At 62.4% G+C, this 26,556-nt stretch carries 27 protein-coding genes and 1 pseudogene; 12 read left to right on the top strand and 16 right to left on the bottom strand.

The window, feature by feature from the left end; all coding sequences use genetic code 11:
• Window positions 1–15: 15 nt before the first annotated feature.
• Window positions 16–1,194, bottom strand: a complete 1,179-nt coding sequence (locus AC0V8S_RS13235; RefSeq protein ID WP_475437941.1) for an MFS transporter — start codon at window positions 1,192–1,194, stop codon at window positions 16–18.
• 194 nt (window positions 1,195–1,388) lie between these two features.
• Here AC0V8S_RS13235 and AC0V8S_RS13230 point away from each other — a divergent pair, with 194 nt between their 5' ends.
• The 4 genes from AC0V8S_RS13230 (at window position 1,389) to carB (ending at window position 7,769) form a co-directional block, all read left to right on the top strand.
• The gene (locus AC0V8S_RS13230) at window positions 1,389–1,745 is read left to right on the top strand and encodes an ArsR/SmtB family transcription factor (protein WP_475437940.1); all 357 of its coding nucleotides are present in this window, start codon (window positions 1,389–1,391) and stop codon (window positions 1,743–1,745) included.
• A gap of 240 nt (window positions 1,746–1,985) precedes the next feature.
• Window positions 1,986–2,741 (top strand): metallophosphoesterase family protein, encoded by a 756-nt coding sequence (locus AC0V8S_RS13225; RefSeq protein WP_475437939.1) that lies wholly within the window; start codon window positions 1,986–1,988, stop codon window positions 2,739–2,741.
• Window positions 2,742–3,037: 296 nt separating this feature from the next.
• Window positions 3,038–4,024, top strand: a complete 987-nt coding sequence (locus AC0V8S_RS13220) for an SH3 domain-containing protein (RefSeq protein WP_475437938.1) — start codon at window positions 3,038–3,040, stop codon at window positions 4,022–4,024.
• 241 nt (window positions 4,025–4,265) lie between these two features.
• The gene (carB, locus tag AC0V8S_RS13215; protein WP_475437937.1) at window positions 4,266–7,769 is read left to right on the top strand and encodes a carbamoyl-phosphate synthase large subunit; all 3,504 of its coding nucleotides are present in this window, start codon (window positions 4,266–4,268) and stop codon (window positions 7,767–7,769) included.
• A 65-nt stretch (window positions 7,770–7,834) separates the two neighbouring features.
• On the opposite strand, the gene AC0V8S_RS13210 is transcribed toward carB, so the two are convergent.
• The 3 genes from AC0V8S_RS13210 to AC0V8S_RS13200 form a co-directional block, all read right to left on the bottom strand.
• The gene (locus AC0V8S_RS13210; protein WP_475438615.1) at window positions 7,835–8,176 is read right to left on the bottom strand and encodes a hypothetical protein; all 342 of its coding nucleotides are present in this window, start codon (window positions 8,174–8,176) and stop codon (window positions 7,835–7,837) included.
• A 47-nt stretch (window positions 8,177–8,223) separates the two neighbouring features.
• A protein-coding gene (locus tag AC0V8S_RS13205; RefSeq protein ID WP_183458765.1) for an IS630 family transposase occupies window positions 8,224–9,169 on the bottom strand; the annotation gives its coding sequence in 2 pieces (ribosomal slippage) (window positions 8,224–8,829 and window positions 8,831–9,169; 945 coding nt in all).
• Window positions 9,170–9,188: 19 nt separating this feature from the next.
• The gene (locus AC0V8S_RS13200; RefSeq protein WP_475437936.1) at window positions 9,189–9,806 is read right to left on the bottom strand and encodes a DUF4238 domain-containing protein; all 618 of its coding nucleotides are present in this window, start codon (window positions 9,804–9,806) and stop codon (window positions 9,189–9,191) included.
• A 306-nt stretch (window positions 9,807–10,112) separates the two neighbouring features.
• Between AC0V8S_RS13200 and AC0V8S_RS13195 the strand changes: the two genes are divergently transcribed.
• Complete coding sequence (locus AC0V8S_RS13195; protein WP_475437935.1) at window positions 10,113–11,570, top strand: hypothetical protein; 1,458 nt, start codon at window positions 10,113–10,115, stop codon at window positions 11,568–11,570.
• A 394-nt stretch (window positions 11,571–11,964) separates the two neighbouring features.
• Here the strand turns inward: AC0V8S_RS13195 and AC0V8S_RS13190 are convergent, their stop codons facing one another.
• The 5 genes from AC0V8S_RS13190 to AC0V8S_RS13170 form a co-directional block, all read right to left on the bottom strand.
• Window positions 11,965–12,357: a RidA family protein gene (locus tag AC0V8S_RS13190; RefSeq protein ID WP_475437934.1), complete on the bottom strand. Its 393-nt coding sequence runs from the start codon at window positions 12,355–12,357 to the stop codon at window positions 11,965–11,967.
• 158 nt (window positions 12,358–12,515) lie between these two features.
• Window positions 12,516–13,505 (bottom strand): branched-chain amino acid ABC transporter substrate-binding protein, encoded by a 990-nt coding sequence (locus AC0V8S_RS13185; protein ID WP_475438614.1) that lies wholly within the window; start codon window positions 13,503–13,505, stop codon window positions 12,516–12,518.
• Window positions 13,506–13,782: 277 nt separating this feature from the next.
• Window positions 13,783–14,175, bottom strand: a complete 393-nt coding sequence (locus AC0V8S_RS13180; protein WP_475437933.1) for a RidA family protein — start codon at window positions 14,173–14,175, stop codon at window positions 13,783–13,785.
• A 279-nt stretch (window positions 14,176–14,454) separates the two neighbouring features.
• Window positions 14,455–14,919 (bottom strand): cupin domain-containing protein, encoded by a 465-nt coding sequence (locus tag AC0V8S_RS13175; protein ID WP_475437932.1) that lies wholly within the window; start codon window positions 14,917–14,919, stop codon window positions 14,455–14,457.
• A gap of 335 nt (window positions 14,920–15,254) precedes the next feature.
• Window positions 15,255–15,998, bottom strand: coding sequence for a DUF899 family protein (locus AC0V8S_RS13170; protein ID WP_475437931.1), 744 nt, complete (start codon window positions 15,996–15,998; stop codon window positions 15,255–15,257).
• 179 nt (window positions 15,999–16,177) lie between these two features.
• On the opposite strand from AC0V8S_RS13170, the pseudogene AC0V8S_RS13165 reads away from it, so the two are divergent.
• Window positions 16,178–16,512: pseudogene (locus AC0V8S_RS13165) on the top strand (hypothetical protein).
• Between the two features lie 14 nt (window positions 16,513–16,526).
• Here AC0V8S_RS13165 and AC0V8S_RS13160 read toward each other — a convergent pair.
• Complete coding sequence (locus AC0V8S_RS13160; protein ID WP_475437930.1) at window positions 16,527–17,015, bottom strand: GNAT family N-acetyltransferase; 489 nt, start codon at window positions 17,013–17,015, stop codon at window positions 16,527–16,529.
• Between the two features lie 5 nt (window positions 17,016–17,020).
• Window positions 17,021–17,989: a transglycosylase SLT domain-containing protein gene (locus AC0V8S_RS13155; RefSeq protein ID WP_475437929.1), complete on the bottom strand. Its 969-nt coding sequence runs from the start codon at window positions 17,987–17,989 to the stop codon at window positions 17,021–17,023.
• Between the two features lie 181 nt (window positions 17,990–18,170).
• On the opposite strand from AC0V8S_RS13155, the gene AC0V8S_RS13150 reads away from it, so the two are divergent.
• Window positions 18,171–18,740, top strand: a complete 570-nt coding sequence (locus AC0V8S_RS13150) for a methylated-DNA--[protein]-cysteine S-methyltransferase (RefSeq protein WP_475437928.1) — start codon at window positions 18,171–18,173, stop codon at window positions 18,738–18,740.
• A 108-nt stretch (window positions 18,741–18,848) separates the two neighbouring features.
• Here the strand turns inward: AC0V8S_RS13150 and AC0V8S_RS13145 are convergent, their stop codons facing one another.
• Window positions 18,849–19,766 (bottom strand): MBL fold metallo-hydrolase, encoded by a 918-nt coding sequence (locus tag AC0V8S_RS13145; protein ID WP_475437927.1) that lies wholly within the window; start codon window positions 19,764–19,766, stop codon window positions 18,849–18,851.
• 195 nt (window positions 19,767–19,961) lie between these two features.
• Here AC0V8S_RS13145 and AC0V8S_RS13140 point away from each other — a divergent pair, with 195 nt between their 5' ends.
• Window positions 19,962–20,852, top strand: a complete 891-nt coding sequence (locus AC0V8S_RS13140; protein ID WP_475437926.1) for a LysR family transcriptional regulator — start codon at window positions 19,962–19,964, stop codon at window positions 20,850–20,852.
• Window positions 20,853–20,927: 75 nt separating this feature from the next.
• On the opposite strand, the gene AC0V8S_RS13135 is transcribed toward AC0V8S_RS13140, so the two are convergent.
• Complete coding sequence (locus AC0V8S_RS13135) at window positions 20,928–21,257, bottom strand: hypothetical protein (RefSeq protein ID WP_475437925.1); 330 nt, start codon at window positions 21,255–21,257, stop codon at window positions 20,928–20,930.
• A 278-nt stretch (window positions 21,258–21,535) separates the two neighbouring features.
• Here AC0V8S_RS13135 and AC0V8S_RS13130 point away from each other — a divergent pair, with 278 nt between their 5' ends.
• The 3 genes from AC0V8S_RS13130 to AC0V8S_RS13120 all read left to right on the top strand — a co-directional run bounded on the left by AC0V8S_RS13130 (window position 21,536) and on the right by AC0V8S_RS13120 (window position 22,472).
• Window positions 21,536–21,748: a cold-shock protein gene (locus AC0V8S_RS13130; protein WP_010910991.1), complete on the top strand. Its 213-nt coding sequence runs from the start codon at window positions 21,536–21,538 to the stop codon at window positions 21,746–21,748.
• Between the two features lie 272 nt (window positions 21,749–22,020).
• A complete protein-coding gene (locus AC0V8S_RS13125; RefSeq protein WP_095201778.1) occupies window positions 22,021–22,221 on the top strand; it encodes a hypothetical protein in 201 nt (66 codons plus the stop codon).
• Window positions 22,218–22,472: a type II toxin-antitoxin system RelE family toxin gene (locus tag AC0V8S_RS13120; protein WP_475437924.1), complete on the top strand. Its 255-nt coding sequence runs from the start codon at window positions 22,218–22,220 to the stop codon at window positions 22,470–22,472. Before AC0V8S_RS13125 ends, AC0V8S_RS13120 begins: the two co-directional genes overlap by 4 nt.
• 15 nt (window positions 22,473–22,487) lie before the next feature.
• On the opposite strand, the gene AC0V8S_RS13115 is transcribed toward AC0V8S_RS13120, so the two are convergent.
• From AC0V8S_RS13115 to AC0V8S_RS13105, 3 genes are all read right to left on the bottom strand, one after another.
• Window positions 22,488–23,096, bottom strand: a complete 609-nt coding sequence (locus AC0V8S_RS13115; RefSeq protein WP_475437923.1) for a glutathione S-transferase family protein — start codon at window positions 23,094–23,096, stop codon at window positions 22,488–22,490.
• A 257-nt stretch (window positions 23,097–23,353) separates the two neighbouring features.
• On the bottom strand, window positions 23,354–24,202 hold the full coding sequence (locus tag AC0V8S_RS13110) for an EAL domain-containing protein (protein WP_475437922.1): 849 nt from the start codon (window positions 24,200–24,202) through the stop codon (window positions 23,354–23,356).
• Complete coding sequence (locus AC0V8S_RS13105) at window positions 24,199–25,095, bottom strand: EAL domain-containing protein (RefSeq protein WP_475437921.1); 897 nt, start codon at window positions 25,093–25,095, stop codon at window positions 24,199–24,201. Before AC0V8S_RS13105 ends, AC0V8S_RS13110 begins: the two co-directional genes overlap by 4 nt.
• A gap of 219 nt (window positions 25,096–25,314) precedes the next feature.
• Here AC0V8S_RS13105 and AC0V8S_RS13100 point away from each other — a divergent pair, with 219 nt between their 5' ends.
• Window positions 25,315–26,517: a pyridoxal phosphate-dependent aminotransferase gene (locus tag AC0V8S_RS13100; protein WP_475437920.1), complete on the top strand. Its 1,203-nt coding sequence runs from the start codon at window positions 25,315–25,317 to the stop codon at window positions 26,515–26,517.
• The last annotated feature ends 39 nt before the right edge of the window (window positions 26,518–26,556 follow it).

Raw genomic sequence — 26,556 nt, 5'->3', positions numbered from 1 at the left:
ATCTGCAGGAAGTTTTCATTCGGCCGGCATCGCGACCGGCCGCGCCAGCATCCGACCAGCCAGCACGATTACCAGCCCGATCAATGGGAAGGCAGCCGCGACCAGGCCGAGATCGGCCGGCGCGCCATAGCGCAGCACGCCACCGCCGACCACCGCGCCCAGCGCCACGCCGAGATAGAGTGCCGATCCATTCAGCGACAGCACGATCGGGGCGGCATCGGGCGCCAGCTTGATGATGCGGCTGGCCTGCGCCGGCGGGAAAGCCCAGCCGACGATGCCCCACGGCACCATCATCGCCATCAGCGCCGGCCCGGCAATGTGCTGCGGCAGGAAGGCCGGGATGACGGACAGCATCACCAGCATGGCCGCACTCAGCGTCAGCGACCAGCCGACGGTGCGGGTGGCGCCAAACCGGTCGGCCGCCTGGCCGCCGGCAATGTTGCCGATGACGGCGCCGACGCCGAAGGCGAGCAGCATGCCGGGCAGCGCGATCTGGCTGAGACCGCCTCCCTCGATCGCCAGTGGCGCGACATAGGCAAAGACGGTGAAGGCGCCGGTCAGCGCCAGCAATGTCGTCACCAGGATCGGCATCACGCCGGGCCGCATGGCAGCGGCCAGCCTACGCTTCAGCGGCAGCCTGGTGCCGACGATGCCGCGCGGCAGCCGGTACCACAGGATGGCGCCGGCGAGCGCGCCGAGCCCGGCAATGGCATAGAAGGTGCCGCGCCAGCCGGCGACGGCCGCGACCAGCGCGCCGAGCGGCGCACCGACGGCGACGGCCACCGTGGTGCCGCCGACGACGACGGCGATGGCGCGTGCCCGGTGATGGTCATCGACCAGCGCCACCGCCGTGCCTTGGGCGGTCGCGGCAAACAGGCCCGACGACAGCGCCATGATGATGCGCGCGATCAACAGCACTTCGAAGGAGGAGCTCAAGGCGGCGGCAATGTTGCCGATGACGAAGAACACCAGCGTCCACAGGATGACGCGGCGCCGGTCCCATTCGCCGGTCAGCGTCGCCAGGATCGGCGTGCCGACCGCATAGGCGAGCGCAAAGGCGGTGATCAGCGTGCCGGCGAGTGGAATGGAAATGCCGGCATCCCTGGCGATGTCAGGAAGAAGGCTGGAGATGACGAAGCCCTCGGTCGAGATCGTGAACGATCCGAGCGCAAGCCAGAAGAGGCGCTTGTCCATGGCTGATGTCCTTAGTTCAAAAGTTATTGAACAATTGGACATAACAGGGCATGATGTCAATGAAGCCAGGGCAAAATAGCTGAAGCCTGCTGACAGCCCTGTGTCAGCACGGATCATATGAGGAGAGGCAGTGTGTACCGGCAGAGCGGGAGGGATGCGTTGAAATCGGCCCGAACTGTGCTTAGGTTCGAGCCATGACGTTACCCCATCCCAATACGGACCAGATCAGCCTGCCGATCGTGCTTGGCGTGCTCGGCGATCCGACGCGGCTCGCCATCGTGCGCTACCTCGCCAGCAAGGAAGGCGTGGCGCTGAACTGCAGCCAGTTCCTCGATCTCGGCTCCAAGACCAATCTCAGCTACCACCTCGCCAAGCTGCGCGAGGCCGGCGTCACCCGCGCTGAAGTGGTGGGCACCAACCGCATGATCACGCTGCGCCGCGCCGACCTCGACGCCCGCTTCCCCGGCCTGCTCGACAGCGTTATAGCGGCGGCCGTCGACGACCCCGCCCTGCCGGCGGTTGGTGGGCACGACCTCGAAGTGTCGGCCTGACTTCGCAGGACTTGGGTTCCTCGCCCCCACGGGAGTGGGGGAGAGGTGGCTCGGCGAAGCCGAGACGGAGAGGGGGGCTGCCGAGACGGTGATCAAGTTCTGCAAGGCATCCGCCCTACGAAGCCCCCTCTCCGACCGCTTCGCGGCCACCTCTCCCCCGCTTTGCGGGGGCGAGGAACCCAAGTCCTGATAGGTTTGCCCTTCCGATCAGTCGTTCGCCAATCCACGGAGCCCCTAAAAATGCGCATAGCCGTCCTCGCCGATATCCATGGCAATGTCCTGGCGCTGGACGCCGTGCTGGAGGACTTGGCGCGGCGTGGCGGTGCCGACCTCACGGTCAATCTCGGCGACAGCGTTTCCGGGCCTCTCTGGCCGCGCGAGACGTTTGAGCGTCTGGAGGCGCTGAACCTGCCGACGGTGCGCGGCAACCATGACCGCCGCGTCGCCGCCGACCCGGCGGACGAGACCATGTGGGCTTCCGACATCTATGCGCAGGAGCGGCTGACCGAGGCGCAGCGGGCGGTGCTTTTCGCCCAGCCGCTGACGCTGGAGATCGCGCCGGGCATCGTCGCCTTTCACGCCCGCCCCGACCACGATGAAAAATATCTGCTCGACGCAATCGTCGACGGCCAGCTGGTGCGCGCGCCGCTGGCGGCGATCCGGCGGCGGCTGAAGGCGCTCGACCCGGCCTGCCGCATCGCGCTGTGCGGCCACAGCCATCGTGCGGAGCTGGTCCGCATCCCCGACGGTCCGGTGATCTTCAACCCTGGCAGCATCGGCTGCCCCGCCTATGACGATTCCACCCCGCCGGCGCATGTTTCCGAACAGGGTTCGCCGCATGCGCGCTACGGCATCGTCGCCTTGGGCGGCGATGGCCGGCCCGACCGTTTTGAGGCGATCGCGGTCGACTATGACCACGAGGCGGCGGCACGACAGGCCGAACAGGCGGGAAGGCCGGAATGGGCTCACGCGCTCAGGACCGGTTTCATGCCGTGAGCATCCCTGCCCGGCCAGATCCGCGAGCCTGACCCGTAACCTTGCTCAGCACAGTCACTGGGACTAGACACGAAATGCCCTCAGCCAGGCCGGGAGGATTGACCTGGCGAGGGGATCAGCTGGGGCTTCGAAAGAAGCAGCAGGGTTTCTCCCGCCCGCCCAGCACCATGGTCCGCCACCATGGTCCGCTTGAATTTTCGGGCTTACATGGCAGCGCGTCGTCCCTTATAAAACCGGCCGGGCATGCGGCGCCCGATCTCGCCGCGGCATGGTGTCTTGAGTATCAGCGCGGCCAAATGATGAGGCGCACAGTTACGCTCCGAACAACCCTGTACGCGCTGATTGCCGCTCCGTCCCTGCTGGCGGCGCTTACGGCTGTTGTCCCTGCCCATGCCGAAGAGGCGCCCTTCATCTCCATCGTCACCGGCCTTGCGCCTGACGACCTGCTCAATGTCCGCGCCAAGCCATCGGCGATCGGCAAGACCGAGACACGTCTGGCTGCCGGCGCCAGCGTCAAGAACCTCGGCTGCAACGACATTGACGGGCACCCCTGGTGCAAGGTCGAGTCTGACAATCCCAAAGCCAGCGGCTGGGCCCCGGCGCGCTACCTCGTTCCCGTCAATCCGGCGACGGTGCCCCTCGACCAGGCGGACGCAGGCACGGCGCCCGATGCGGCGATGTCGCCGCCGGCGGCACAGCCCGACCTGACGGCGCGGCTCGGCGGCGTGGCCCATCCCGTCACGCCCGAAGCCCCGATGAATTCCGCCGCCGACATCGCCATGCAGGATGCCTACGGCCTGGCGCTGGCGGCGAGCGAAACCCCGCCGACCGGGGAAATCCCCGCCCTCGCCCAGGATGCGGCCGCGGCACCCGATGCCGGCACGGCCGCCGATAGCGGCTCGGCGGCGGGATCGGTCCCCGTTCCCACCCCGCGTCCTGACGGCGCCGCGGCCGCCCTCGACACCCAGACCGTCGCCGAACTGCCGCCGCAGCCGACCTCCCTCGCCTCGGGCGGTGCCGTCGAAATCCCCTGCGCCCGCTATGTCGGCCAGCCGATGACGAGCTGCGCGGCGGCCATCGTGCGCAAGGGCGCCGACAAGGCCGACATCACCGTGACCTGGCCCGATGGCGGCACGCGCCTCATCTCCTTCGACGCCGGCGTGCCGGCCGGCTCGGACGCCAAAAGCGATTTCCGCTTCACCCGCGAGGGCAGCCTGAGCATGATCCGCATCGGCGTCTCCGAACGCTTCGAGATCACCGACACGGTGGCGTTTGGGCACTAGGAGGCAGGGCAGTAAGGCAGTACGGCAATAGGGCAATATGTTTTAAGGGCGCCAGAGCCTCCCCCTACTGTGCCTTACTCCCCTACTCCCCTACTGCCTAATCCCTCATTTTCGGGGTTACATCCGCCAAAACTCTTCCCTATAAGGCCCACCTAGCCTGATACCAGAATCGCGAGCACAACCGGCCGGGTCTTCCCGTCCCGGTTTTTTGTGCAAGCCGCCCGCCGAACGGACCTATGACATGCCAAGACGCACTGACATCAAGTCGATCCTGATCATCGGGGCCGGCCCCATCGTCATTGGCCAGGCCTGCGAGTTCGACTATTCCGGCACCCAGGCCTGCAAGGCGTTGAAGGAGGAAGGCTTCCGCGTCATCCTGGTCAATTCCAACCCGGCCACCATCATGACCGACCCGGAACTGGCCGACGCCACCTATATCGAGCCGATCACCCCTGAAGTCGTCGCCAAGATCATTGCCAAGGAGCGGCCCGACGCGCTGCTGCCGACCATGGGCGGCCAGACCGCGCTCAACACCGCTCTGTCGCTGCGCCGCATGGGTGTGCTCGAGCGTTACAATGTCGAGATGATCGGCGCCGACGCCACGGCCATCGACAAGGCCGAGGACCGCGCGCTGTTTCGCGAGGCGATGAGCAAGATCGGCCTGGAAACGCCGAAGTCGATGCTGGCCAACGCCACCGACGTCAAGAACGCCGACCGCAAGACGCATGAGGCGGAGCGCGCCGCGCTCAAGGCCGAGAAGCCGGACGATCTCGATACTGCGCTCGATGCGCTGGAAACCCGCTGGAACCTCGGCGAAGGCGACCGCAAGCAGCGCTATATCAGCCATGGCATGGCGATCGCCGCGCAGGCGCTCGACCATGTCGGCCTGCCCGCCATCATCCGCCCGTCCTTCACCATGGGCGGCACCGGCGGCGGCATCGCCTACAACAGGGCCGAATTCTACGACATCGTCCAGTCCGGCCTCGACGCCTCGCCGACCACCGAAGTGCTGATCGAGGAAAGCGTGCTCGGCTGGAAGGAATATGAGATGGAGGTCGTCCGCGACAAGGCGGACAATTGCATCATCGTCTGTTCGATCGAGAACATCGACCCGATGGGCGTGCATACGGGCGATAGCATCACCGTCGCCCCTGCCCTCACGCTGACGGACAAAGAGTATCAGATGATGCGCAACGCCTCGATCGCGGTGCTGCGCGAGATCGGCGTCGAGACCGGCGGCTCCAACGTGCAGTTCGCCGTCAACCCGGCCGATGGCCGCCTCGTCGTCATCGAAATGAACCCGCGCGTCTCGCGCTCCTCCGCCCTTGCCTCCAAGGCGACGGGTTTCCCGATCGCCAAGATCGCGGCCAAACTCGCCGTCGGCTACACGCTGGACGAGCTGGAGAACGACATCACCGGCGGCGCGACGCCTGCCTCGTTCGAGCCGTCGATCGACTACGTCGTCACAAAGATTCCGCGCTTCGCCTTCGAGAAATTCCCCGGCGCCGAGCCGGTGCTGACGACGGCCATGAAGTCGGTCGGCGAAGTCATGGCCATCGGCCGCACCTTCCAGGAATCGCTGCAGAAGGCGCTGCGTGGTCTGGAAACCGGCCTGACCGGCCTCGACGAAATCGAGATCCCCGGCCTCGGCCACGGCGCCGTCGCGGCCAATCATGCCGACGACCGCAATGCCATCCGCGCCGCGCTCGGCACGCCGACGCCCGACCGGCTGCGCATGGTGGCGCAGGCGATCCGCATGGGCACCTCGCTGGAAGACGTGCACGCCATGTGCAAGATCGACCCGTGGTTCCTCGAGCAGATCGCCGGCATCCTGGCCATGGAAGCCCGCATCCGCGAGCACGGCATTCCGCAGGACGCCGTCAATCTGCGCATGCTGAAAGCCATGGGCTTCTCCGACGCCCGGCTGGCCTCGCTGACCAAGACCGACGCCGAGGTGATCGCGAAAATCCGTGAAAAACTCGACGTTCATCCGGTCTACAAGCGCATCGACACCTGTGCGGCCGAGTTCGCCTCGCCCACCGCCTACATGTACTCGACCTATGAAGTGCCGTTCGCAGGCAGCCTCGCCAACGAGGCGCAGGTCTCGTCGCGCAAGAAGGTGGTCATCCTCGGCGGCGGGCCGAACCGCATCGGCCAGGGCATCGAGTTCGACTATTGCTGCTGCCATGCCGCGTTTGCCCTGCGCGACGCCGGCTATGAAGCGATCATGATCAACTGCAACCCGGAGACGGTGTCGACCGACTACGACACCTCGGACCGGCTCTATTTCGAGCCGCTGACGGCCGAAGACGTGCTGGAGATCCTGCGTGCTGAAAAGGCCTCGGGCGAACTGGTCGGCGTCATCGTCCAGTTCGGCGGCCAGACGCCGCTGAAGCTGGCGGATGCGCTGGAGAAGGCCGGCATCCCGATCCTCGGCACCTCGCCCGACATGATCGATCTCGCCGAGGACCGCGACCGTTTCCAGAAGCTGCTGCACAAGCTCAACCTCAGCCAGCCGAAGAACGGCATTGCCTATTCGGTCGAGCAGGCCCGCCTCGTCGCCGGCGAACTCGGTTTCCCCTTGGTGGTGCGCCCGTCCTATGTGCTCGGCGGCCGCGCCATGCAGATCATCCATGACGAGAGCATGCTGCAATCCTACCTGCTCGACACCGTGCCCGGCCTGGTGCCGGAGGACATCAAGCAGAAATACCCCAACGACAAGACCGGCCAGATCAACACGCTTCTGGGCAAGAACCCGCTTTTGTTCGACACCTATCTCTCGGGCGCCATCGAGGTTGATGTCGACTGCCTCTGCGACGGCAAGGCGACCTTCGTCTCCGGCATTCTGGAGCACATCGAAGAGGCAGGCATCCATTCGGGCGACAGCGCCTGCTCGCTCCCCGTTCACTCGCTGCCTTCCGAACTGGTCGACGAGCTGGAGCGCCAGACGGCGGCGCTCGCCCGCGCGCTCAATGTCGGTGGCCTGATGAACGTGCAGTATGCGATCAAGGACGGCACGGTCTATGTGCTGGAGGTCAACCCGCGCGCGTCCCGCACCGTGCCCTTCGTCGCCAAGACCATCGGCCGGCCGATCGCGAAAATCGCCGCCCGCATCATGGCCGGCGAGACGCTGGAAGACGCCTTCGCCCATTACGGCGCCATGCCCGACCCGCGCAACCCCGGCCACATCGCGGTCAAGGAAGCCGTCTTCCCCTTCGCCCGCTTCCCCGGCGTCGACATCCTGCTCGGCCCGGAAATGCGCTCGACCGGCGAGGTCATGGGCCTCGACCGCGATTTTGCCCTCGCCTTCGCCAAGAGCCAGCTCGGCGCCGGCGTCGACCTGCCGCGCTCCGGCACGCTGTTCGTCTCGGTGCGCGACGAGGACAAGAAAGGCATCTTGCCGGCGGTGAAACGCCTCGCCGGCCTCGGCTTCAAGGTGCTGGCCACCTCGGGCACGCAGCGCTTCCTCGCCGAAAACGGCGTCGTCGCCGAGAAAATAAACAAGGTGCTCGAAGGCCGCCCCCACATCGAAGACGCCATCCGCAACCGCCAGGTCCAGATTGTGTTCAACACGACGGACGGCCAGAAGGCGGTGTCGGACTCGAAGTCGCTGCGCAGGGCGACGCTGATGCAGAAGGTGCCGTATTACACGACGCTGTCGGGTGCGGCGGCGGTGGCGGAAGCGATCGCGGCGTTGAAGGCGGGGAGCCTGGAGGTTCGGCCGCTGCAGGAGTATTTTGCGTAAGGCAATCAGCTCTCTTCTCCCCGTTCAACGGGGAGAAGGTGCCGGCAGGCGGATGAGGGGCAGCGCTACTCAAGTCCATCTTGAGCAGAAATTGGCAGCTCACGTAAAATGTTTAAAACGTCATCGGAATGCGACTTCTGCAACACTCTCATCCGCTCGATGAGCGAAAGGACCGGAGCTCCTCCCATACGATTTTGGACGAAACGAAGTTGGGTATCGGAGCGGCCGTAAACGAACTTGTCCGCAGCGCCGACAACAGCAGCGTTTGTGGCGCTAACCAACTTGTCTTCCCCAACGCTCTTAATTTTTTCGATCAGTGGTCGATCGCTGACCGCAACAAACAGTCTTCGCGGCCCAATAGGTACAACAAGATGAGAATCTGTACGGCCTAAGACGTTTGTATGGATTACTGGTCGATCCGAAGTGAGGAATTCGTTGCTAGAGCGGTTCGCATTTAGGTTGACTTGTATCCGGCGCTTTCGATGTAGTTGTTACATTCATTTGAGGTGACGACGTCGAGGGTGCTGGCGATGGCGCTGTGTACGGCCTGGATGCTTCGCTTGGCGGCACGTCGCATGCAGTGCTTGAGCTTGGCGAAGAGCTTCTCGATTGGATTGAGATCTGGACTGTAAGGCGGCAGGAAGAAGAGCCGCGCACCGGCGGCCCTGACGATGTCGCGGACGGCTTGGCCCTTGTGAGATCCGAGATTGTCGAGAATGACGATGTCACCCGGCTTCAGGGTCTTGATGAGTTCGGTTTCGACATAGACACGGAAGGCCTGCGCATTGATGGGTCCGTCAATGACCCAAGGCGCCTCTACCCGATCATGCCGCAGTGCGGCGATGAAGGTCATCGTCTTCCAATGACCATATGGCGCGTGAGCCATCAGCCGCTTGCCGCGCACACCCCAGCCGCGCAACGGCGCCATGTTGGTCTTGACCCACGTTTCATCCAGGAAGACCAGGCGCGTTGGGTCAATGCGGGTCTGATAGCGCATCCATTGCGTCCGCCGACGCATCAGCTTTGGCTTGAGTTGCTCAGCCGGCAGAACGGTTTTTTTTAAAACTCTTGCCCTCGCGATGCAGGAAGCGACCGACGCTGGCAGGGTGGATGATGAGACCCCGGTCAGCCAGTGCGGCCGTCAATTCATGAAGCGTTATGTTGGCATCCCGCTCGACCTCGCTCAGGACGAAGGCACGATGCTCCCCGTCAATCAGATAGGGTCGATGACCGCCCATCTTGCCGGGTGCCGCACTGCCCAGCCGACGCTTGCGCGCCGCCCACTTGATCACGCTCGAAACTGCCACCTTCAGTGCCGCGGCCACCTCTCGGCTCGTCTCGCCTTCTTCAAGGCGAGCCAACGCCCGTTCCCGCAAATCCATCGAATAAGGCTTGGCCATCTGTCCCGACCTCCAACGGTCAGAACATCGAATCTGATTTGCTCAGTCTTGGGAATCCCGATTCAGACAAAACGCGAACCGCTCTAGCCCTATCCAATGTCAACACTGACCATTCCATGGCAGCTAAACCAGATATCAAGCGCCGGTTCGACATCAGGTTCGTTGCATGCTTGATGACGCGTTGCGCAGCGGACGACTGCAACTCTTCGGTCATTTGTTCGAAAGATCGGGCCTCATTTTCAGGCTTAAGCGTCTGAAAGAGATTTTCAAAGCCTGGAGCGATCGTCGAAACGAGCTCTCTGATGGCTTCGTGTAGTGTTCTAATATCTGAGGGCATTCGCGACAAAAGCGTGGCAACAAAACCCGACCAGGCGAGGCGTTGTACAACCGAGAATTCTCCACCGTCGAGCATGGTCTTGAGCGCATCAGCAGCCTTGCTGTCTATCGGAGATAGAAACTCGCGCTCCATCTCGTGTGCCACTTCGTCAGGCAGACCTTGAATGGCGTAAAGCCTAGATATGTAACCAGTGCCCTCCGGGTGAACTCGTTTAGGCTTAACCTTATTGCCGAAAGGTTTGCTGAACTCGATCAGCCGACCATCAGGTTGCACCCAGCGCCTCAGGTAGAAAACTGGCAAGAAATGGTGCTTTATCGGTTGAGTTGATCGCATTATTATTAGATCCGTAAATTTTATCAGACAACCAGCGCATCAATATCTAGAAATACATAAAGAAGTCCCGCTAGCACAACCATTTACTATTGGGTCGAAGTTCGCCGACTTTGATTGCGAAATCAGCTCTCGAAACATCACCCCTACGATCGTGACACGTCCTCGCGCCGCCGCCAGTTGTACTAACGTTTAAATCGCTGCGCTAAATCAACAAGGAAGTGACACAGGCAAGATTCTAGTTACGCTGATAACTTGAGTCTGAGGGTCGCTGACATGTCAACAAAACTGGTGCGGCAGAAAATCGCTGAATTTTTGAAAAGCAGCGGCCCAAGCGTGCTTTGCGTCAGAGGCAATTGGGGGACCGGCAAGACGTATACATGGGACGACGAGCTCAAGAAGGCCGCAAAGGTGAAGGACGGCATCGCGCTTGAAAAATATGCTTACGTGTCCTTATTTGGCCTGAATAGTATTGAGGAAGTGCAGCGGCAGATTGGAACACAAACAATCAAGCGGGATCGCATTGGGGAGCCGTTCGACCCCAGCAACCTCAGCGCGGCCTTCGAAGACGGTTTGAGCCTCGCGAAGAAGGCGGCTGGAAAGTTCGGTGGCATCTTCGGCGATGGTTACTATGCCGCAGGCACAGCGCTGATGACGATGCTGATTCGCAATCGCCTTATCTGTATCGACGACCTTGAACGCAAGGGAGAGCGGCTGCGTAGCGCGGATATCCTGGGCTTGATTTCACTGCTGAAGGAGGAGCGCAAATGTAAGATTGCCCTCCTGCTGAACGACGAGCAGCTAGAGGATCGGTCTGAATTCGAGGGGTTTCTCGAAAAGGTGGTCGACTTGAACTTGCGCTTCATTCCTTCGCCCAGCGAAAGTGCAGCCACCGCGCTCGAACACCAAGGAGGAACTCAAACTTTAAAGGATGACCTTCGCGAGCAAACCATCCTTCTAGGGATTGATAATATACGCGTCATCCGGAAGATCCTTGGCATTGTGAGCGACATCGCTCCGATGCTGAAGGATTATAAGCCGGGCGTATTGAAAGCAGTCACGAAATCGCTGGTGCTGTTCGGATGGTGTTATTACCAGCCCGAGGTGGCGCCGCCCCTTAGCTTCGTAAAGGCGATAGGTGAGTATTCTTTCGCGACCCAGCCCCCAAACGAGGAGGTTGTTCGACTTAGAGAGAAGTGGGAGCCGAGGCTAAGGCAATATGGCTACACCCACACGGATGACTTCGACCTAGTCCTTATCGATGGAATTATTAACGGATATTTCGATGCGGATGTCGTGGCCGTCTATGCCGCTGAGCTTAACAAAATTGAGCAATCGGCTGAGGCGAATGCCAAGCTAGAAAAAGCATGGGATTCATTTCGAAACTCCTTTGATGACAACGGAGAGGAGCTAGTCGCCGAGCTGATGGAGTGTTTTAAGGCCAACGCGGAGTTTTATTCATTAGGTACAACGTCCCAGCTCATAAACCTATTTGGCCAGATTGGAAGGCATGAAGACGCAAGTAAGATTTTCGATATTTATCAGAAGGCTCACGACGGCGATGTTAGTGCGTTTGACCTTGACCGCCTCTTCCGCTTTGGCATGGAACTTCCTGAAGACATCCTAGCAAAGGTGAAGAAGGTTAAAGAGGACGTAAAACCTGACCTCTCCAATGACGAGCTTTTCCTAGGCTTGAACAGGCTGGGTTCGGTTCAGATATTGCTGCACAATTAGCGAAATTGCCGGTAGAGGAATACGTTCGAGTGCTTACGACCCATCGGGGTGAGGAGTTGAGGCGAATACGTGAAGGCCTCACCGACTACCTGAATGTCTCAAACCCAACCAATATCGCTATTGAAATTATGCACCGAGCAGCCGACGCGCTACAGGTGATAGCAGCAAGGAGCCCACTAGACAGTGCCAGAGCCCACACGTGGCAGCTCATCCAATGGCAGAAAAAGACGAGGCGTCCTACGGAAGATCTAGCGCCACCGATTCCAGAGACGACAGACGCACCCAATGAGGCGGCGCCTGCCGCTTAATTGGCTGGGAGCATACAGCGAAGTGCATTTTGTTTGTGATAGAGCAAGCACTTCCCGAGAAGACAGGGGGAATTCCCGATCGCCTCTCACCCCACCGCCACGCACTCAATCTCTATATCAAACTCCATCGGCCAAGACGCCACCGGCACAAACGTTCGCGATGGCGCGTTTTCCGGGAAGTACCGCGCATAGACCCGGTTGATGGCGCCGTAGAAGCCGGCATTGACGGCGTAGATGCGCACCATCACCACATTGTCCAAGGAGGTGCCGGCCGCTTCCAGACAGTGTTTCAGCGCCTTGAGCGACGCCTCGGTCTGCACCTCGATGTCGCCCTTGACCAGTCTGCCGGTCGCAAGATCGAGCGGTGGCGTGCCGGAGACGAAGACCAGCCCGGCGGCCTTGGTCACCAGCGACAACGGCACGCCGAGCGCACGCACCGCCGCCGACAGCACCGGCACTTCGACGATTTCCTTGGTCATGACGATCTCCTTGAGGTTGCGACGAGAGAAGGAAAACTCACGCTACCGCCACACATTCGATCTCGATATTAAACTCCATCGACCAGGACGCCACCGGCACGAAGCTGCGCGCCGGCCTTCAGCGACGCCCAAGGCAGCTCCAACTTCGAGGCTTGCCTCTATTTCATCGGCTCCAGCGAAAACGCACCGCTCGCCTGCTTCGTCCAGACATACATCATGACGTCCGGTTCACGCCGGTCGCCTTTGGCATCGAACGTCAGATCGCCCAACACGGTCGAGATCGGCTTGCCTGACCGTATGGCGGCGGCGACAAGTCTTGGCGCCTGGACACCTGCCATCCCGATACCCCCGGCGATCACCTGGACCGCGGCATAGGACTTCAGCGTATAGGCCTCGGGCTCGAAGCCCTGGGAGCGGAAACGTGCGACGACGTTCGCAGCCGCGGGATTGGTCCGGTCCTCGGGTGAAAACACGATCAGGGTGTTTTCGATGGCTGGCCCGGCCAGGACGGTCAGATCCTTGACCATGGCTCCGTCGCCCGAGATGAACTGCACGTGCAGACCAGCCTCGTCGGTTTGCCGAATGAGAGGCCCCAGCTGGCCCGCCAACCCGGCAAAGAAGACAGTCTCGATCTTCGCGGCCCTCATTTTGCGGATGAGGTCGGCAAAGTCGGCTTGATCGTATGGGATTTTGGTGGCCAGCTTTTCAGGGTGCCGCTTTGCGCGCAGTGCCTTCCTGGCTTTGTCCGCCAGACCGTCGCCATAGGGCGTGCCGTCGCTGACAACAGCCAGATTCCGCGCTGGAAAATGACCCGCCATATACTCACCGGCAAACGTCCCCTGAACATCGTCGCGCCCTGCTGTCCGGGCAACGTTCCAAAGTTTGAATTCGGTGAGCGTGGGATTTGTCGATGCCGGGCTGACCATCAGCGTGTTGTTCTTGGCGTAGATTTGCGCCGCCGGGATCGACGCCCCTGAATTGTAGTGGCCGACGACGAAACGAATTCTGTCTTTCGCCAATGTCTTGGCCATGGCGACGGCGGCATCGGGCTTGCCCTGATCATCAAGCACGGTGAGCGCCAGCTTGCATCCTCCTATGCCGCCCTTGGCATTGATGTCGTCCGTTGCGAGTTGGGCACCACGGCGCATTTCGTCGCCGTAAACCGCCCAATCTCCTGTCATGGGGCCGACCACGGCGACGGGAATATCGGCACATTCAGCAGCCGCGGACTGGTGGGTCGCTGACGACATCACGGCCAGCAGTCCAAAGCCCAATAGTGTGAAAAGCCGCGACAATGCAGTCCGCAATTCGCTCATCCCCGCCCCATAAAGTATTTAAAAAGTAATCTCCCGGGAAGAAGCTAGCATGCGCCTTCTGTAAATTGAAAGCCTCCGCTGGAATGGTCGGCCCCTTGGCGATGCGCGCTCACGCCACCGCCACGCATTCGATCTCGATATCGAATTCCATCGGCCAGGACGCCACCGGCACGAAGCTGCGCGCCGGCGGGTTGGTCGAAAAATACTTGGCATAGACCCGGTTAATCGCATTGTAGAAGCCGGAATTGACGGCGTAGATGCGCACCATCACCACGTTTTCCAGCGAGGTGCCGGCCGCCTCCAGGCAATGTTTCAGCGCCTTCAGCGACGCCTCGGTCTGCACCTCGATGTCGCCGCGCACCATCTCGCCGGTCACCATGTCCACCGGCGGCGTCGCCGAGATGAACACGAAGCCGTTGGCCTTCACCGCCGTCGAACAGGGCAGACCGAGTGAGCGCACCTTGTCCGACATGACGGGTACTTCGATGATTTGTTTTTTCATGGTGGTGCTCCCTGGGTTGGCCGGGAGCTTATCCTGCCGGCTGGTGAACGCCAGCGGGGAGGCATGGTCCAGCGGCTACCGCCGCAGACAATCGCATAGGGCGCTCCCCCTCTCCGTCCGCTTCGCGGCCACCTCTCCCCCATTTCATGGGGGCGAGGAAACGCCAATCACCGAGGTCGCGGCACCGAAAAGGCTTGGGTTCCTCGCCCCCACAACGTGGGGGAGAGGTGGCCGCGAAGCGGACGGAGAGGGGGCTGGCGCCGCCCTGTGCGATTGGCTTCACCCCTGCCCCGGATACGGCATGCCGTCCTTATGCAAAAACCGCCCATCCGAACTCGGGCTCATCATGTCGATGTCGGAGCAGGTGATGACATCGTCCGGATTGCGCGAGCCGACTTCCAGATAGCGGGCCGTGACCGACGACCGGTTGATCATGTGATGGCCATTGCCGCTGTTCTTGGCGAAGGTGGCGCAGTCGCCGGCCTTGAGCAGCGTCTCGCCGCCATCCTCGACCAGCGTCAACTCGCCCTCCAGCACATAGACGAGCTCGTCCTCATGGCTGTGCCAGTGGCGCTGGCTCGACCAGCCGCCGGGCGGCAGCGCCATCAAATTGACGCCGAAATCGCGGAGGCCGCCGGCATCGCCCAGGCGCTGGCGCGTGCGGGTGGCGCAAGGGGCGTCGAAGGGTGCGGGGTAGCCGGAGCCCTTGCGAACGGGCACGGTGGATAGGTTGATCTTGGGCATGGGTTCTCCCTCGATTTGACTGGCGCAGTCTACCACGGCAGGCGTGGGCACAGAGCCACCTTGCGGCAGCGGGTTTGCCAGATCTGCCCGAAGTACACACGACTTCGTCATCCTAGGGCGTAGCAGCCGCGAAGCGGCGTCGCGGAGACCTGGGATCCATGCCGCGACATCAATGAGAGGCACAGCGGAGCAGAATTCTGCACCGTTGCAACGCTCCAGAGTCCCGGCATGGATCCTCGGGTCTGCGCTGCGTCGCTCCGCTCCTTGCTCCGCCCGTGGATGACGAAGTGAGGGGCGGCACCAGCGTCTGTCAGGTGCGATTGCCGCACCACCCTCTAATGGCAACACCCCGCCCCATACTGCAGCTGCTCATGCCAGTCCGGCCGGCCCTCCGGCGTGAAATCCATCAGGTTCCACAGGATCTCGCAGGTGCCGATGGCGCGCGGGTCCTGGCCGGGGTCGGTCGGCGCGAAGCCGAGTTCGGAGGACCAGAAATGCCTGATCCCATCACCATCGCGATGGAACACCGACAGCAGCGGGATCTGCGCGCCGTCGGCGTCCTCGGCATTGTAGTCGCGCTTGAAGCTGTTGCCGGCCGACGACAGCAGCCGCATGTTCTTCCAGCCACGATCCCGCCCGAGCGTGACCAGGTTTGCCAAAGGGGTCTTGGCCACCACCGCAAAATTGAAGCCGGCGGCTTCGAGATGGCCGACGGCGCCGTCGAACTGGTCGAGCAGCGCCGTGCAGGACGGGCATGGCTGGTCCGGCCGGGCGAGCTTGGCCGTACCGCCACCGGTCGCCACGTCGCGCGTTTCCTGGGGATGGCGCGGAAACATCATCTGGTAGAGGACGAGCGAATTCTTATCCGGCGCGAACAGCTCCGACAGTTTTGTCTTCGCCGGCTTGCCGTCGGCATCGAGCGCATCGAAGACGTAGTCCTGGCGGATCAGACCGCCCGGCGGCAAAGCGCGCCGCGCCTCGGCCACGGCTTCCATGGCGCGCCGCAGCTCGATTTCCTTCTTCAAGAGCTTTTCGCGGGCGGTGCGGTATTTGGCGGATTCGTTGGGAAAGGTGATCATGATCGGCTCCCTTAAGTCGTCGCCGGCGTCCCGGCGCTGTTGCTCTGCGACCCAAGGACGTTTGGCGAAGACCGGTTCCCGACATTCTTGCGGATGCCACGCAGCGATTGTTGCGGGAACCTCCGCGGCTTCCCAGCATTCTCACCCCGGGTTAAAGCCGGTGGGTACGGGGAAGAGTAATGAACGATGACGAGGTCGACCTGCGCTGCCCGCAAGTGGTGGCCGACAACGCCGCCAAGGGCTTGCGGCTGCGCAGAAAGTTCGGCCGTGGCGGCACCGAGATCGGTGTGGCGCGCGCCACAGAATTGATGAACCGCGAAAAACTCGCACCGTCCACCATCCGCCGCATGGTCAGCTATTTTGCCCGTCACGAGGTCGACAAGCGCGGCAAGAATTACGGCAATGAGGACAACCCTTCGGCCGGCCACATCGCCTGGCTGCTGTGGGGCGGCGACGAGGGCCGCGCCTGGGCGCTGGAGCTCAAAAGAAGATCGGCAATGCGCCGGACATCTGAGCACTAGCCGCTGCTCAGCTGTACCAGTCCACCTCGAACATGCCGACCCGCTCGTAGAGCCGCACGGCGGCGGCGTTTTCGACCGTGTTGGTCTTCAGGTCGACATGGGCGGCACCGCGGTCGCGAAAACTGGCGAAGGCATGCCACATCAGCGCCTCGCCGATGCCCTTGCCGCGTGCCTCGGGATGAACGGCGAGGTCTTTGACGAAAGCTCTTGTCCAGCACAGCGCCGCTGCCGCCAACCGGCCCTTGGCGTCGATGACGAGGAAACACAGCGCCGGGTCGAATTCTGCGTCGCCTGAGATGCGCGGCCACCACTCGTCGAACGGGCCGTCGGTGCCGTCGTCGAACACCTCGCTCAGCAGCGCATGAAGGGGTGGGGCGTCGCCGGGCTCGAAGCAACGCATGGCAAAGCCTTCCGGCCAGTGCGGCGCAACGAGCGTCTCGTCGAGGATCTTGCGCAGCCGGATGTCGTTCAGGGCCGGCGGGCGCGGTTCAGGCATCGCGCTCAGGCGTCGGGCTGCAGACGGTGCCGCTTGCGGTCGACACCCAGCCCGGTCGCCTCGAGCAGGCCCTTGCGCTTGGCGTCGAAATAATAGCCGGTCTGGTAGAGCCAGTCGGCCTTCTTGGCGTTGCCGCCCGCCACCAGCCAGGCGCCACGCAGGTATTTGACGGCGTATTTCAAATTGGTCTCGGCGTCGAACAGGCCCTTGGCCGGCCCGTCATAGCCCATGCCGCGCGCCGTCGCGTGCTTGATCTGCATCAGCCCCCAATGGCCATTGTTGTAGGCCTTGGGATTGAAGGTGCTCTCGCGGTTGACGACATGGCGCACCAGATCGACCGGCACCTGGTAGAGGGCGGCGTATTTGACGATCAGCCGGTCGACGTCACCGCGCATGCCAGTGTGCTCTTCCGGAGCGGCAGGGCTGAGCGGCGCGGACGGGAACTGCACCAGGGCAGCCGGGTTCTGCGGCACGACATAGGCCACTTGCTGCACGCCAGGCAGTTTCTGGCCGCTGCCAGCGACCGCCGGCACGATGAGGCCGGCTGTCGTATAGGTCTCGGCGGACTTGATCACGGGCTGAGCTGCCTTCACCGGCTGGCCTGCCTTGGAGGGCGGCGGCGCCTGCCAGGCACTGGGGCTGGCGATCATGATGGCGGGCACGGCCGGAGCCGTCGGCGTCGCGCCGGCAAAGGCGGCGGTTGCCGCGGCCGGTTGGGCGGTTGGATCAAGCGGTGGCGCTGCGGCCGGGCCAGGCGTCAGTTCGGCGGTTTGAACGGGAGCGATGCCCGAGGATTGCGGCAGCACCGAAACCGTCTCCGGCAGCGGTATGGTGAAGCCGGCATCGCTGCCGGCAACGGTCGCGGTTTCGGTCAGGGCAGGTGCTGCCTTCATCTGCGAGGTCGAGGTGCAGCCGCTGAGACCGGCCGCCGCCACGATCACGCCGATCGCGATAAGGGTTTGTTTTGCTGGCAAGCCGCGTTCGGGTCCGGTTCATCGGGGTGTTAAGAAATCCCTTACACCAGCGATTCCAGGGTAGCAATCGGGGCCATCTGGTGGTTTTCGGGTGGCGGGACTCGGGCCGAACTGCCATATTGTTCCTGATATGTACCAGACGGAATCCCGGATTCCGCCGCTTTGCGGAAAGGAGCGCATCATGGAAACGACATCGTCGATCACAGCCGGCCACGCAGTGTTAGAAACAGTGATCGGTTTCATGGGCATTGCCTGGAGCGAAAAGGGCCTGATCCGGCTCTGCCTGCCCGAACGCAGCCGTGAATCGGTGGAACGGCGGTTGAAGCGCCATGCCGGCGTTTCCGCCTCGACAGTGCAGCCGCCATGGGTGGTCGACCTCATCGCCTCGATCAAGGCTTACGCCGCGGGCGAGGACGTCGATTTCTCCGGCGTCCCGGTCGATCTCGACGGCATCGATGATTTCCGCCTCGCCATCTACGACGCGGCGCGAAAACTCAGCTATGGCGAGACCACCACCTATGGCGAACTAGCCAAGCGCGCCGGCCATGCCGGCCTGCCGCGTGAAACCGGTGCGGCCCTCGGCGCCAACCCCGTGCCGCTGGTCATCCCCTGCCACCGCATCCTGGCGGCCGGCGGCAAGATCGGCGGCTTCTCGGCGCCTGGCGGCTCCGTCACCAAGGAGAAGATGCTGGCCATGGAAGGCGTGCGCGTCGGCCCCCCGCCGCCAGCGCAGGTGTCCTTCGGGTTCTGAACCGCCGACCATTCGACGTCAGGGGAAAGAACGGCCAGAAGATTGCGGCCGTTCTCCTCGGAGGCTCCCTCCTAGGTCCTGCGGATCAGGTCGAGGTTCGTCGCTATGTCAGCCCCACTTCATCTCGCCCTTGGCGGCCTTGGATCCGATATCGAGGGCGACGCCCATACCGAGGCCTGGGAAGCGGGCCTCCATGGCGGCCTTTAGCGCGGCGCTGTCAGTCGCCTTGCTCAGTTCTTGCTCGAAGGTGAGAAGATAGGACTTGGTGAATTCCACGGCCGAAGGACCGGTCGCGGCATCGGGGTCCATATGGCCAGGCACCACCACGGCGGGCTTGCGGGCGGCAATCGCCTCCAGTGTCTTGACCCAGGCGGCACGGCTTTCCCTGGTCTGCGTGTCGGCGGTCCAGACATGAACGCCCGCGAAGATCATCACCCCGCCGAAGACGGCGTTGAGCGACGGCACGAACAGGTAGCGGCGGTTTGCGAGTCCTTCTTCCGCATTGACGATCTCGATCGTCTCGCCGTCGACACTAAGCGTTGGGCCGTCGAATGCTTCGGGCAGAACGATGTCGGACAGCGCCTGGGGGCCGTTTTCCTTCAATTGCGGGCCCCAGACCGCGAGCTTTTTCTCCACACTGCCTTTGATGGCTTCGAGCGTGGCGGAGGCAGCAATCACTTTTGCCTCCGGGAAGGCTTCCCGCACCGGCTTCAGGCTGAAGTAGTAATCGGGATCGGACTGGCTGACATAGATGGTCGTCAGCTTCTTGCCGGTGGCCTTGATGGCCTCGGCGAGCGCCTTGCCGTCCGGATAGGTGAAGCCGCCGTCGATCAGCAGGGCCTCGCTTGGCCCGGACACCAGCACAGGCGCGCGGAAGAAGCCGTTCGGACCCGCCGGGAAATGTTTCCAGCCAAGCGTGGTGCCGGCGGCCTGGCCGCGCTCGGCGGGGGCGAATACGGCGGTTGCGCCGAGGGCCGTTGCGCCGAGGGCCAATGAGGTCTTCATGATCTGTCTCCTCGTGAACATGGAATAGCTCCTTTGACTGGAAATAGGGTCAGGCCGCGTGGCGTGGCCAGCTGTCCGAGAGGGAAGAGCGCAAGCCACGATTGCGCCCCCGATGGAGAGAACAGCGCAGAGGTAACGCCCCTGGATTAATTGATAAATCTCATGTAATAATACAGACTGTATGCTGTAAACTTACAATCAAACTGACAGCGTCCCGTGGAACCAATCAACCTCAACCGCCTCGCCTATTTTGCTACGGTCATCGACGCAGGCTCGTTTACCCGGGCAGCCGAGCGGCTTGGCATCACGAAAGCCGTCGTCAGCCAACAGGTCGCCCGCCTTGAAGCCGAACTGCAGACCACGCTTCTCGTGCGCACGACGCGGAGGCTCGAGCCGACCGAAGCAGGCCGTCTTTTGCATGCACGTTGCGTTCTGATCCTGCGGGACGTTGAAGAGGCCGTCGCCGAGGTTGGCGAGGGCAACACCGAAGTGGCTGGCGTGCTGCGCGTTTCTGCCTCCAATGACTATGGCGCGATCGTGCTGGCCCCGATCGCCGCCCGCTTTCGGCAGAAATTTCCGGCCTGCGGCGTCGAACTGTTCATTTCCGATGCGATAATTGATTTGATCGGCAACAAGATAGACCTGTCCATCCGGGTCGGCTGGCTGGAAGACTCCAGCCAGCAGGCGCGACGCATCGGCACCTTCCGGCAAATCCTGGTCGCATCGCGGGATTTCGCCGCCGGGGTCAAGGTAGACGAACCGGAAGACCTTTCTTCCTTGCCGCTTGTTGCCAATTCCGTCCTTCGCAAGCCGTTCACCTGGAGCTTCAGCCGAGGCGATTTCGAGCGGCGCACCATCACCATGCGCGAGACGTTCTCGATCAACTCGACCCCGGCCGTCCTGGAAGCGACGCTAGCCGGCGGCGGACTGGCGGTTCTGCCGGACTACCTGGTCATCGATTATCTATCCCAGGGCCGTCTCGTCCATATGCTCCCGAACTGGACGCTGCCCTCCGGCGGCATTCACGTCGTCTATCCGGCGGCGCGCTTTCGCCCGCAAAAAGTGACCCGGTTCGTGTCCATGCTCATGGAACACATCCAAGATTGAAAGCAATTTCGTCCCCAGAGGCGCAGTTGTTCGACTGAGCGAAGGCTTCCGGCTCCGCTTGATGAGCCTGCTCCGTTAGTTGTTGTGGAAGAACCGCCGGCGGAAATGCCGGTCATTGTCCGGCCGCTTGCAGTTGTAGACCGGGCAGGACTTGGTGTCGGCGCTCGGCACATAGGCGCGCGTCCTCACCTCGCCCATGGTGCAGAATTGCTGGCTCTGCACGTAGCGGTCATAGAGCGGCAGCCCTGCCACGCGCTTCGACTGGTAGCGCAGGATGACCGCGCCTTGCCGCGCGATCGTCGACTGCACCTTGCCGCAGCTCATATGTGTCGGGTCGTAGCGCGAGATCGCCTGCGCCTCGGCGGCCACCAGCGTCAGGCAGGCGGCAAGCACTATGGTTTTCATGGTCTCCTCCCCTGCGGACCGACCGGCCTCGGCCTCCGACCCCGTTGCGAGGCTTTTACCAGATTGGGGCAATCATTGGGCAACCCTTTGATCACGGCTTTTTTACGCAGTCTTGTTTTTGGAACGAAAGCAGCCTATATCAGCCCCATTGATATTTCGGCCGATCGATCCGGGCCTCGCGATCTTCGCGTTTGCTGACGTCTATCTCCAAAATCTCGATGCACACCGGCTGGACTTGGTCTGGTCAAACTAAAGCAAATGTTGAAGGACTATCTAAAATGGCAACTGGAACGGTCAAGTGGTTCAACGCCACCAAGGGCTTCGGTTTCATCCAGCCTGACGCCGGCGGCGCGGACGTTTTCGTCCACATCTCGGCTGTCGAGCGCGCTGGACTGTCGACCCTGGTCGAAGGCCAGAAGATCAACTTCGAGATCGAGCAGGACCGCCGCACTGGCAAGTCGTCCGCTGGGTCTCTGAGCAAGGCAGCCTGATTTTGCGAATGGCGCGCGCCGGGCGAGAGCCCGGGGCGCGCGGCAAGTCACGGATGTACTGACGGTCGCGCGAGAAGCGCGCCGGAGCGGAAAGACCCGACAGACTGGATCAGCAGATAGCTGCCAGCCCGGACCGGACGCTCCCGATCAGGCTACCGAGGATGGGAAGGCGGGATTTATCCCGCCTTTTTGTTTGTCTGGGGTTAGGCGCCGCTACCGACGCTATAGTCCCACCGGTGGTACTTTTAGCCCAATAGTGGTACCATTCGGCCATGACCAAACTCGAACAAATCGAAAAATCCGTCGCCGAACTAAGCCCCGAGGAACTGAAGGCGTTTGCAGCCTGGTTCGAGGCGCTTCAAGCGGACATGTGGGATCGGCAGATGGAGGCCGACGCGAAGGCGGGCCGTTTGGACAAGCTTGCCGAACAGGCACTGGCTGACCATCGCGCTGGCCGGACGCGGCCTCTGTGAACCACGTCGCCTCTCCATCATTCTGGGAGGCCTATGAAAAACTGCCATCATCGATCAGAGCAAAGGCGGACAGGCGTTTTGCCAGACTGCGTACTGATCCCTTTCATCCGTCTTTGCACTTCAAACAGGTCGGTCGCTATTGGTCGGCGCGAGTTGACGAAAACTACCGTGCTGTTGCCATACGCAACAATGAAGATGTGATCTGGTTCTGGATCGGCACTCATGCCGACTACGACCATCTTTTGAAATAGCTTTCCCTTAGGTGGCTATCCCACCCACCCAATCGGCACATGCCCTGGATCCGCCTCCACGCGGCCAAGCCAGGCCATAACAGCCGGATAGGCATCGAGCTGGAAGCCGCCTTGCTCGGCCGTATGCGTGTAGGCATAGAGCGCGATGTCGGCGATGCTGAAGGCAGCGCCGGCGAAGAAGGCGTTGCTCTCCAGATATCTGTTCATCACGCCGAGCGCCTTGTGGCCGCGCTCCAGCGTCATCGCCAACCGCTCGGGCGTCGCATCCCTGGCGCGTTCGGGAAAGGTCAGCAGCGCCTTGCGCACGGCGATATAGGGCTCGTGGCTGTACTGCTCGAAGAACAGCCATTGATAGGCGAGCCCGCGCTCATATCTGTCCGCCGGCAGGAAGCGCGTGCCTTCGGCGAGATAGAGCAGGATGGCGTTGGATTCGGCCAGCCGGCGGCCGTCGTCGAGTTCGAGCAGCGGCACCATGGCGTTCGGGTTCTTGGCGACAAAGTCGGCTTTGCGCGTGTCGCCGGTATGCGAACTCACCTCGATCGTGGTGAAGGCGAGGCCAAGCTTGGCCATCAGCAGGCGCGGCTTGTAGCAATTGCCGCTGTCGATCATGCTGTACAGTATCATGGACGGTCCCCGGAGCGCTGCCTCGACCAGGCGATTATCGCAGCCGCCGTGCCCTCAACCAATGATTTGTTTTGGCGAGATTATCAGCGGCGCTGATATGTGAAAGCGCTCGCTCAGGGCATGTCGAGATTCAGGTCAGGCCGAGCCGAGAACGGTGGTTTTCGAGAACCGGAACGGAGCGTACTTTTCGTACGTGAGTACCGGAAGCGCAGGAAACCGCCGTTCGCAGGCCGGCATCACCTGAATACCGGCATGCCCTACCCGAACAGCGGCACGACATTGTTTTCCCTGCCCAGCAGCGCGTCGACTGACAGCGGCTCTTCGTTGAAGATGGTGCCGGCCAGCGCCGGGCGGGCGAGAAGAAAACCCTGCAGCAGGTCGACGCCGCCGTCGAGGGCGACGCGCAGATGGACGGGTTGCTCGATGCCTTCGACCAGCACCTTGGCGCCGCGGTCGTGCAGGCTGGAGACCAGCGGGCGGAAGAAGCGTTCGGCGGCGGCGTGGCGGCAGAACTCTCCAAACCAGCCGCCATCGATCTTGACGATGTCGGGGTTGAGCAGGCTCACCCGTTCCTCGGTCGAATGGCCGGTGCCGAAATCGTCGATGGCGATGCGGATGCCGTCCCGCCGCATTTCCCGCACCAGCCGGGCGAGAAGCGCGTCATCCGCCGCCTGTTCGGTGATTTCGCAGACCAGCATGCCGGGGGCGAGGCCGAGCTCGCCGAGATGCCGGCTCATCAGCCGGATTTCGGCCAGCGCCCGCCCGGAATGGTCGTTGACCATCGGATTGTAGTTGAAGAACAGATCGAGCCCGTCGACGCCGATATTGTGGAAATTCCGAAGATGCAGCATCCGGCACATGGTCTCGACAAACAGCCGGTCCGGCGCGGCGACGCTTTCGAAGAACGCCCGCGGCGACCCTGCCCGGCCGGCACGGTGCGGTTCGATCAACCCCTCGACCGCCACCGCGTGCAGCGAACGCCCAAACGGCGCAAAGATCGGCTGGTAGGCGCTGCGCAGGCGGAAGTCGCCAAAGACGCCATATTCGATACCGATTTCGTCGGCGAAGATCGCGTCGCCGACAGTGCGTCGCCGCTCGAACCTCATGGCGCGACCCTGCGCCCGAAGGCTTTTGCCGGCCGCCCTGTACGCGGCGCGACGCCGGGGGCAGTGGACGCATCACTTGCAGCGGCAACCGGATCCGGACTGCTTTTGCCGAAAACGCGAAAGCTGGTCGGCGCCAGTTCCGGCCGCGCCAGCACGAAGCCCTGGACCATCGAAGCGCCGGATTTCTCGGCGAGCTCCAGTTGCCATCCCTCCTCGATGCCCTCGAACACCGTGCGGATGCCCTGTTCCTCGAAGCTTTTCACCATGGTGGTTAAAAGAGCGAAGCCGGCGCCGGACTCCATCAGCTGCGTGATCCAGGTGGCGTCGAACTTGACGATGTCTGGCTTCAACTCCTTGATGCGGTTGATGTCGGAATCGTCGGAGCCATAGTCATCCACCGCGATGCGGAAGCCGTTGGCCCTGAGCGCGGCGACGAAGCCATGCAGGGCCTCCTGCGATGCCGATCGCTGCTCAGTCACCTCGCACACGACGCGGCCCGGATCGATGCCGGCCTCGTGCAGCACCAGCCGCATTTCACGCAAGGCATTGTCGGCGATCGATCGCTCGGTGAACACCGACGGGTCGAAATTGACGAAGATCGACGCCTCCTGCGGCAGGCAGGCGCCGGCATTGAGCAGATGCAGCGTCCTGGTCAGCGCCTCGATATGCAGGCGGTCGGCGGCCGGACAGGTCGAGAAAAAGGTCATCGGCGATTGCGGCTCGCCGTCACGGAATGGCCGGATCAGCCCTTCGAAGGCGGCAACCGACAGCTTGCCCTCCTTGAAGGCGAAGATCGGCTGGAAGGCACTTTGCAGCGTGTAGATACCCCAGACACCTGACGAGGTGCCGTCATCATGACGGATGATATGGGCAAGCCCGATGCTGCGCGACAAGGGTCCCTCGCTCCGCGAATTGGCGGAATGGATTGCGATCCTGCCACTCAAGCCCTTACCGCCCGTTAATGAATTTTTTGTTGCCGCTCACAGGTTGCAATCACGGCTCCTTGAGGCCTGGATCAGCCGACAATGCTTGCACTGGGCGAAATCATGCGACATGAGAAGCGCCGCGGCCGCTCCTGGCCGCGCCGATCTTCTCAAGGAGAGACAGAGGTCATGGCCTTTCTTGCCGACACCCTTTCCCGCGTAAAGCCTTCCGCCACCATCGCGGTGACGCAGAAAGCCCGCGAGCTGAAAAATGCCGGCCGTGACATTATCGGCCTCGGCGCCGGCGAGCCGGATTTCGACACGCCCGACAACATCAAGAATGCGGCGATCGAGGCGATCCGCCGTGGCGAGACCAAGTATCCGCCGGTGTCCGGCATCGTGCCGCTGCGCGAGGCGATCGCGAAAAAGTTCAAGCGCGAGAACAATCTCGACTACAAACCGGAGCAGACCATCGTCGGCACCGGCGGCAAGCAGATCCTGTTCAACGCCTTCATGGCGACGCTGAACCCCGGTGACGAGGTCATCATCCCCCGCCCCTACTGGGTCAGCTATCCCGAGATGGTGGCGATCTGCGGCGGCACGTCGGTCTATGCCGACACCTCGATCGACAATGGTTTCAAGCTGACGGCTGAAGTACTGGAGAAGGCGATCACGCCGAAGACCAAATGGCTGTTGATGAACTCGCCGTCCAACCCGTCGGGTGCGGCCTACACGCAAGCCGAGCTGCGCGCGCTGGCCGACGTGCTGTTGAAGCATTCGCATGTCTGGACGCTGACCGACGACATGTACGAGCACCTGACCTATGGCGATTTCGTCTTCAAGACCATCGCCGAGGTCGAGCCCAAGCTCTACGAGCGCACGCTGACCATGAATGGCGTCTCGAAAGCCTATGCCATGACCGGCTGGCGCATCGGCTATGCCGCCGGTCCGGTCCAGCTGATCAAGGCGATGGACATGATCCAGGGCCAGCAGACTTCGGGCGCCTGCACCATCGCGCAATGGGCCTCGGTCGAGGCGCTCAACGGCCCGCAGGATTTCATCGCCAGGAACAAGGCGATCTTCCAGGGCCGGCGTGACCTTGTCGTCTCGATGCTCAACCAGGCGCGCGGCATCACGTGCCCGTCGCCGGAAGGCGCCTTCTATGTCTATCCGTCCTGCGCCCAGCTGATCGGCAAGAAGACCAAGGCCGGCAAGGTCATCGACACCGACGAAGCCTTCTGCTCGGAACTGCTCGAGGCGGAAGGTGTGGCGGTGGTGTTCGGCTCGGCCTTCGGTCTCGGCCCCAACTTCCGCATCTCCTACGCCACCTCGGACGCGCTGCTGGAGGAAGCCTGCACGCGCATCCAGCGTTTTACGGCCTCGCTAACCTGATCAGCTCAGCCTAAGACAAAGAACCCGGCGTCACCGCCG

This window comes from Mesorhizobium oxytropidicola (assembly GCF_056174625.1).
This window is presented reverse-complemented; position numbering and strand designations above follow the sequence as displayed.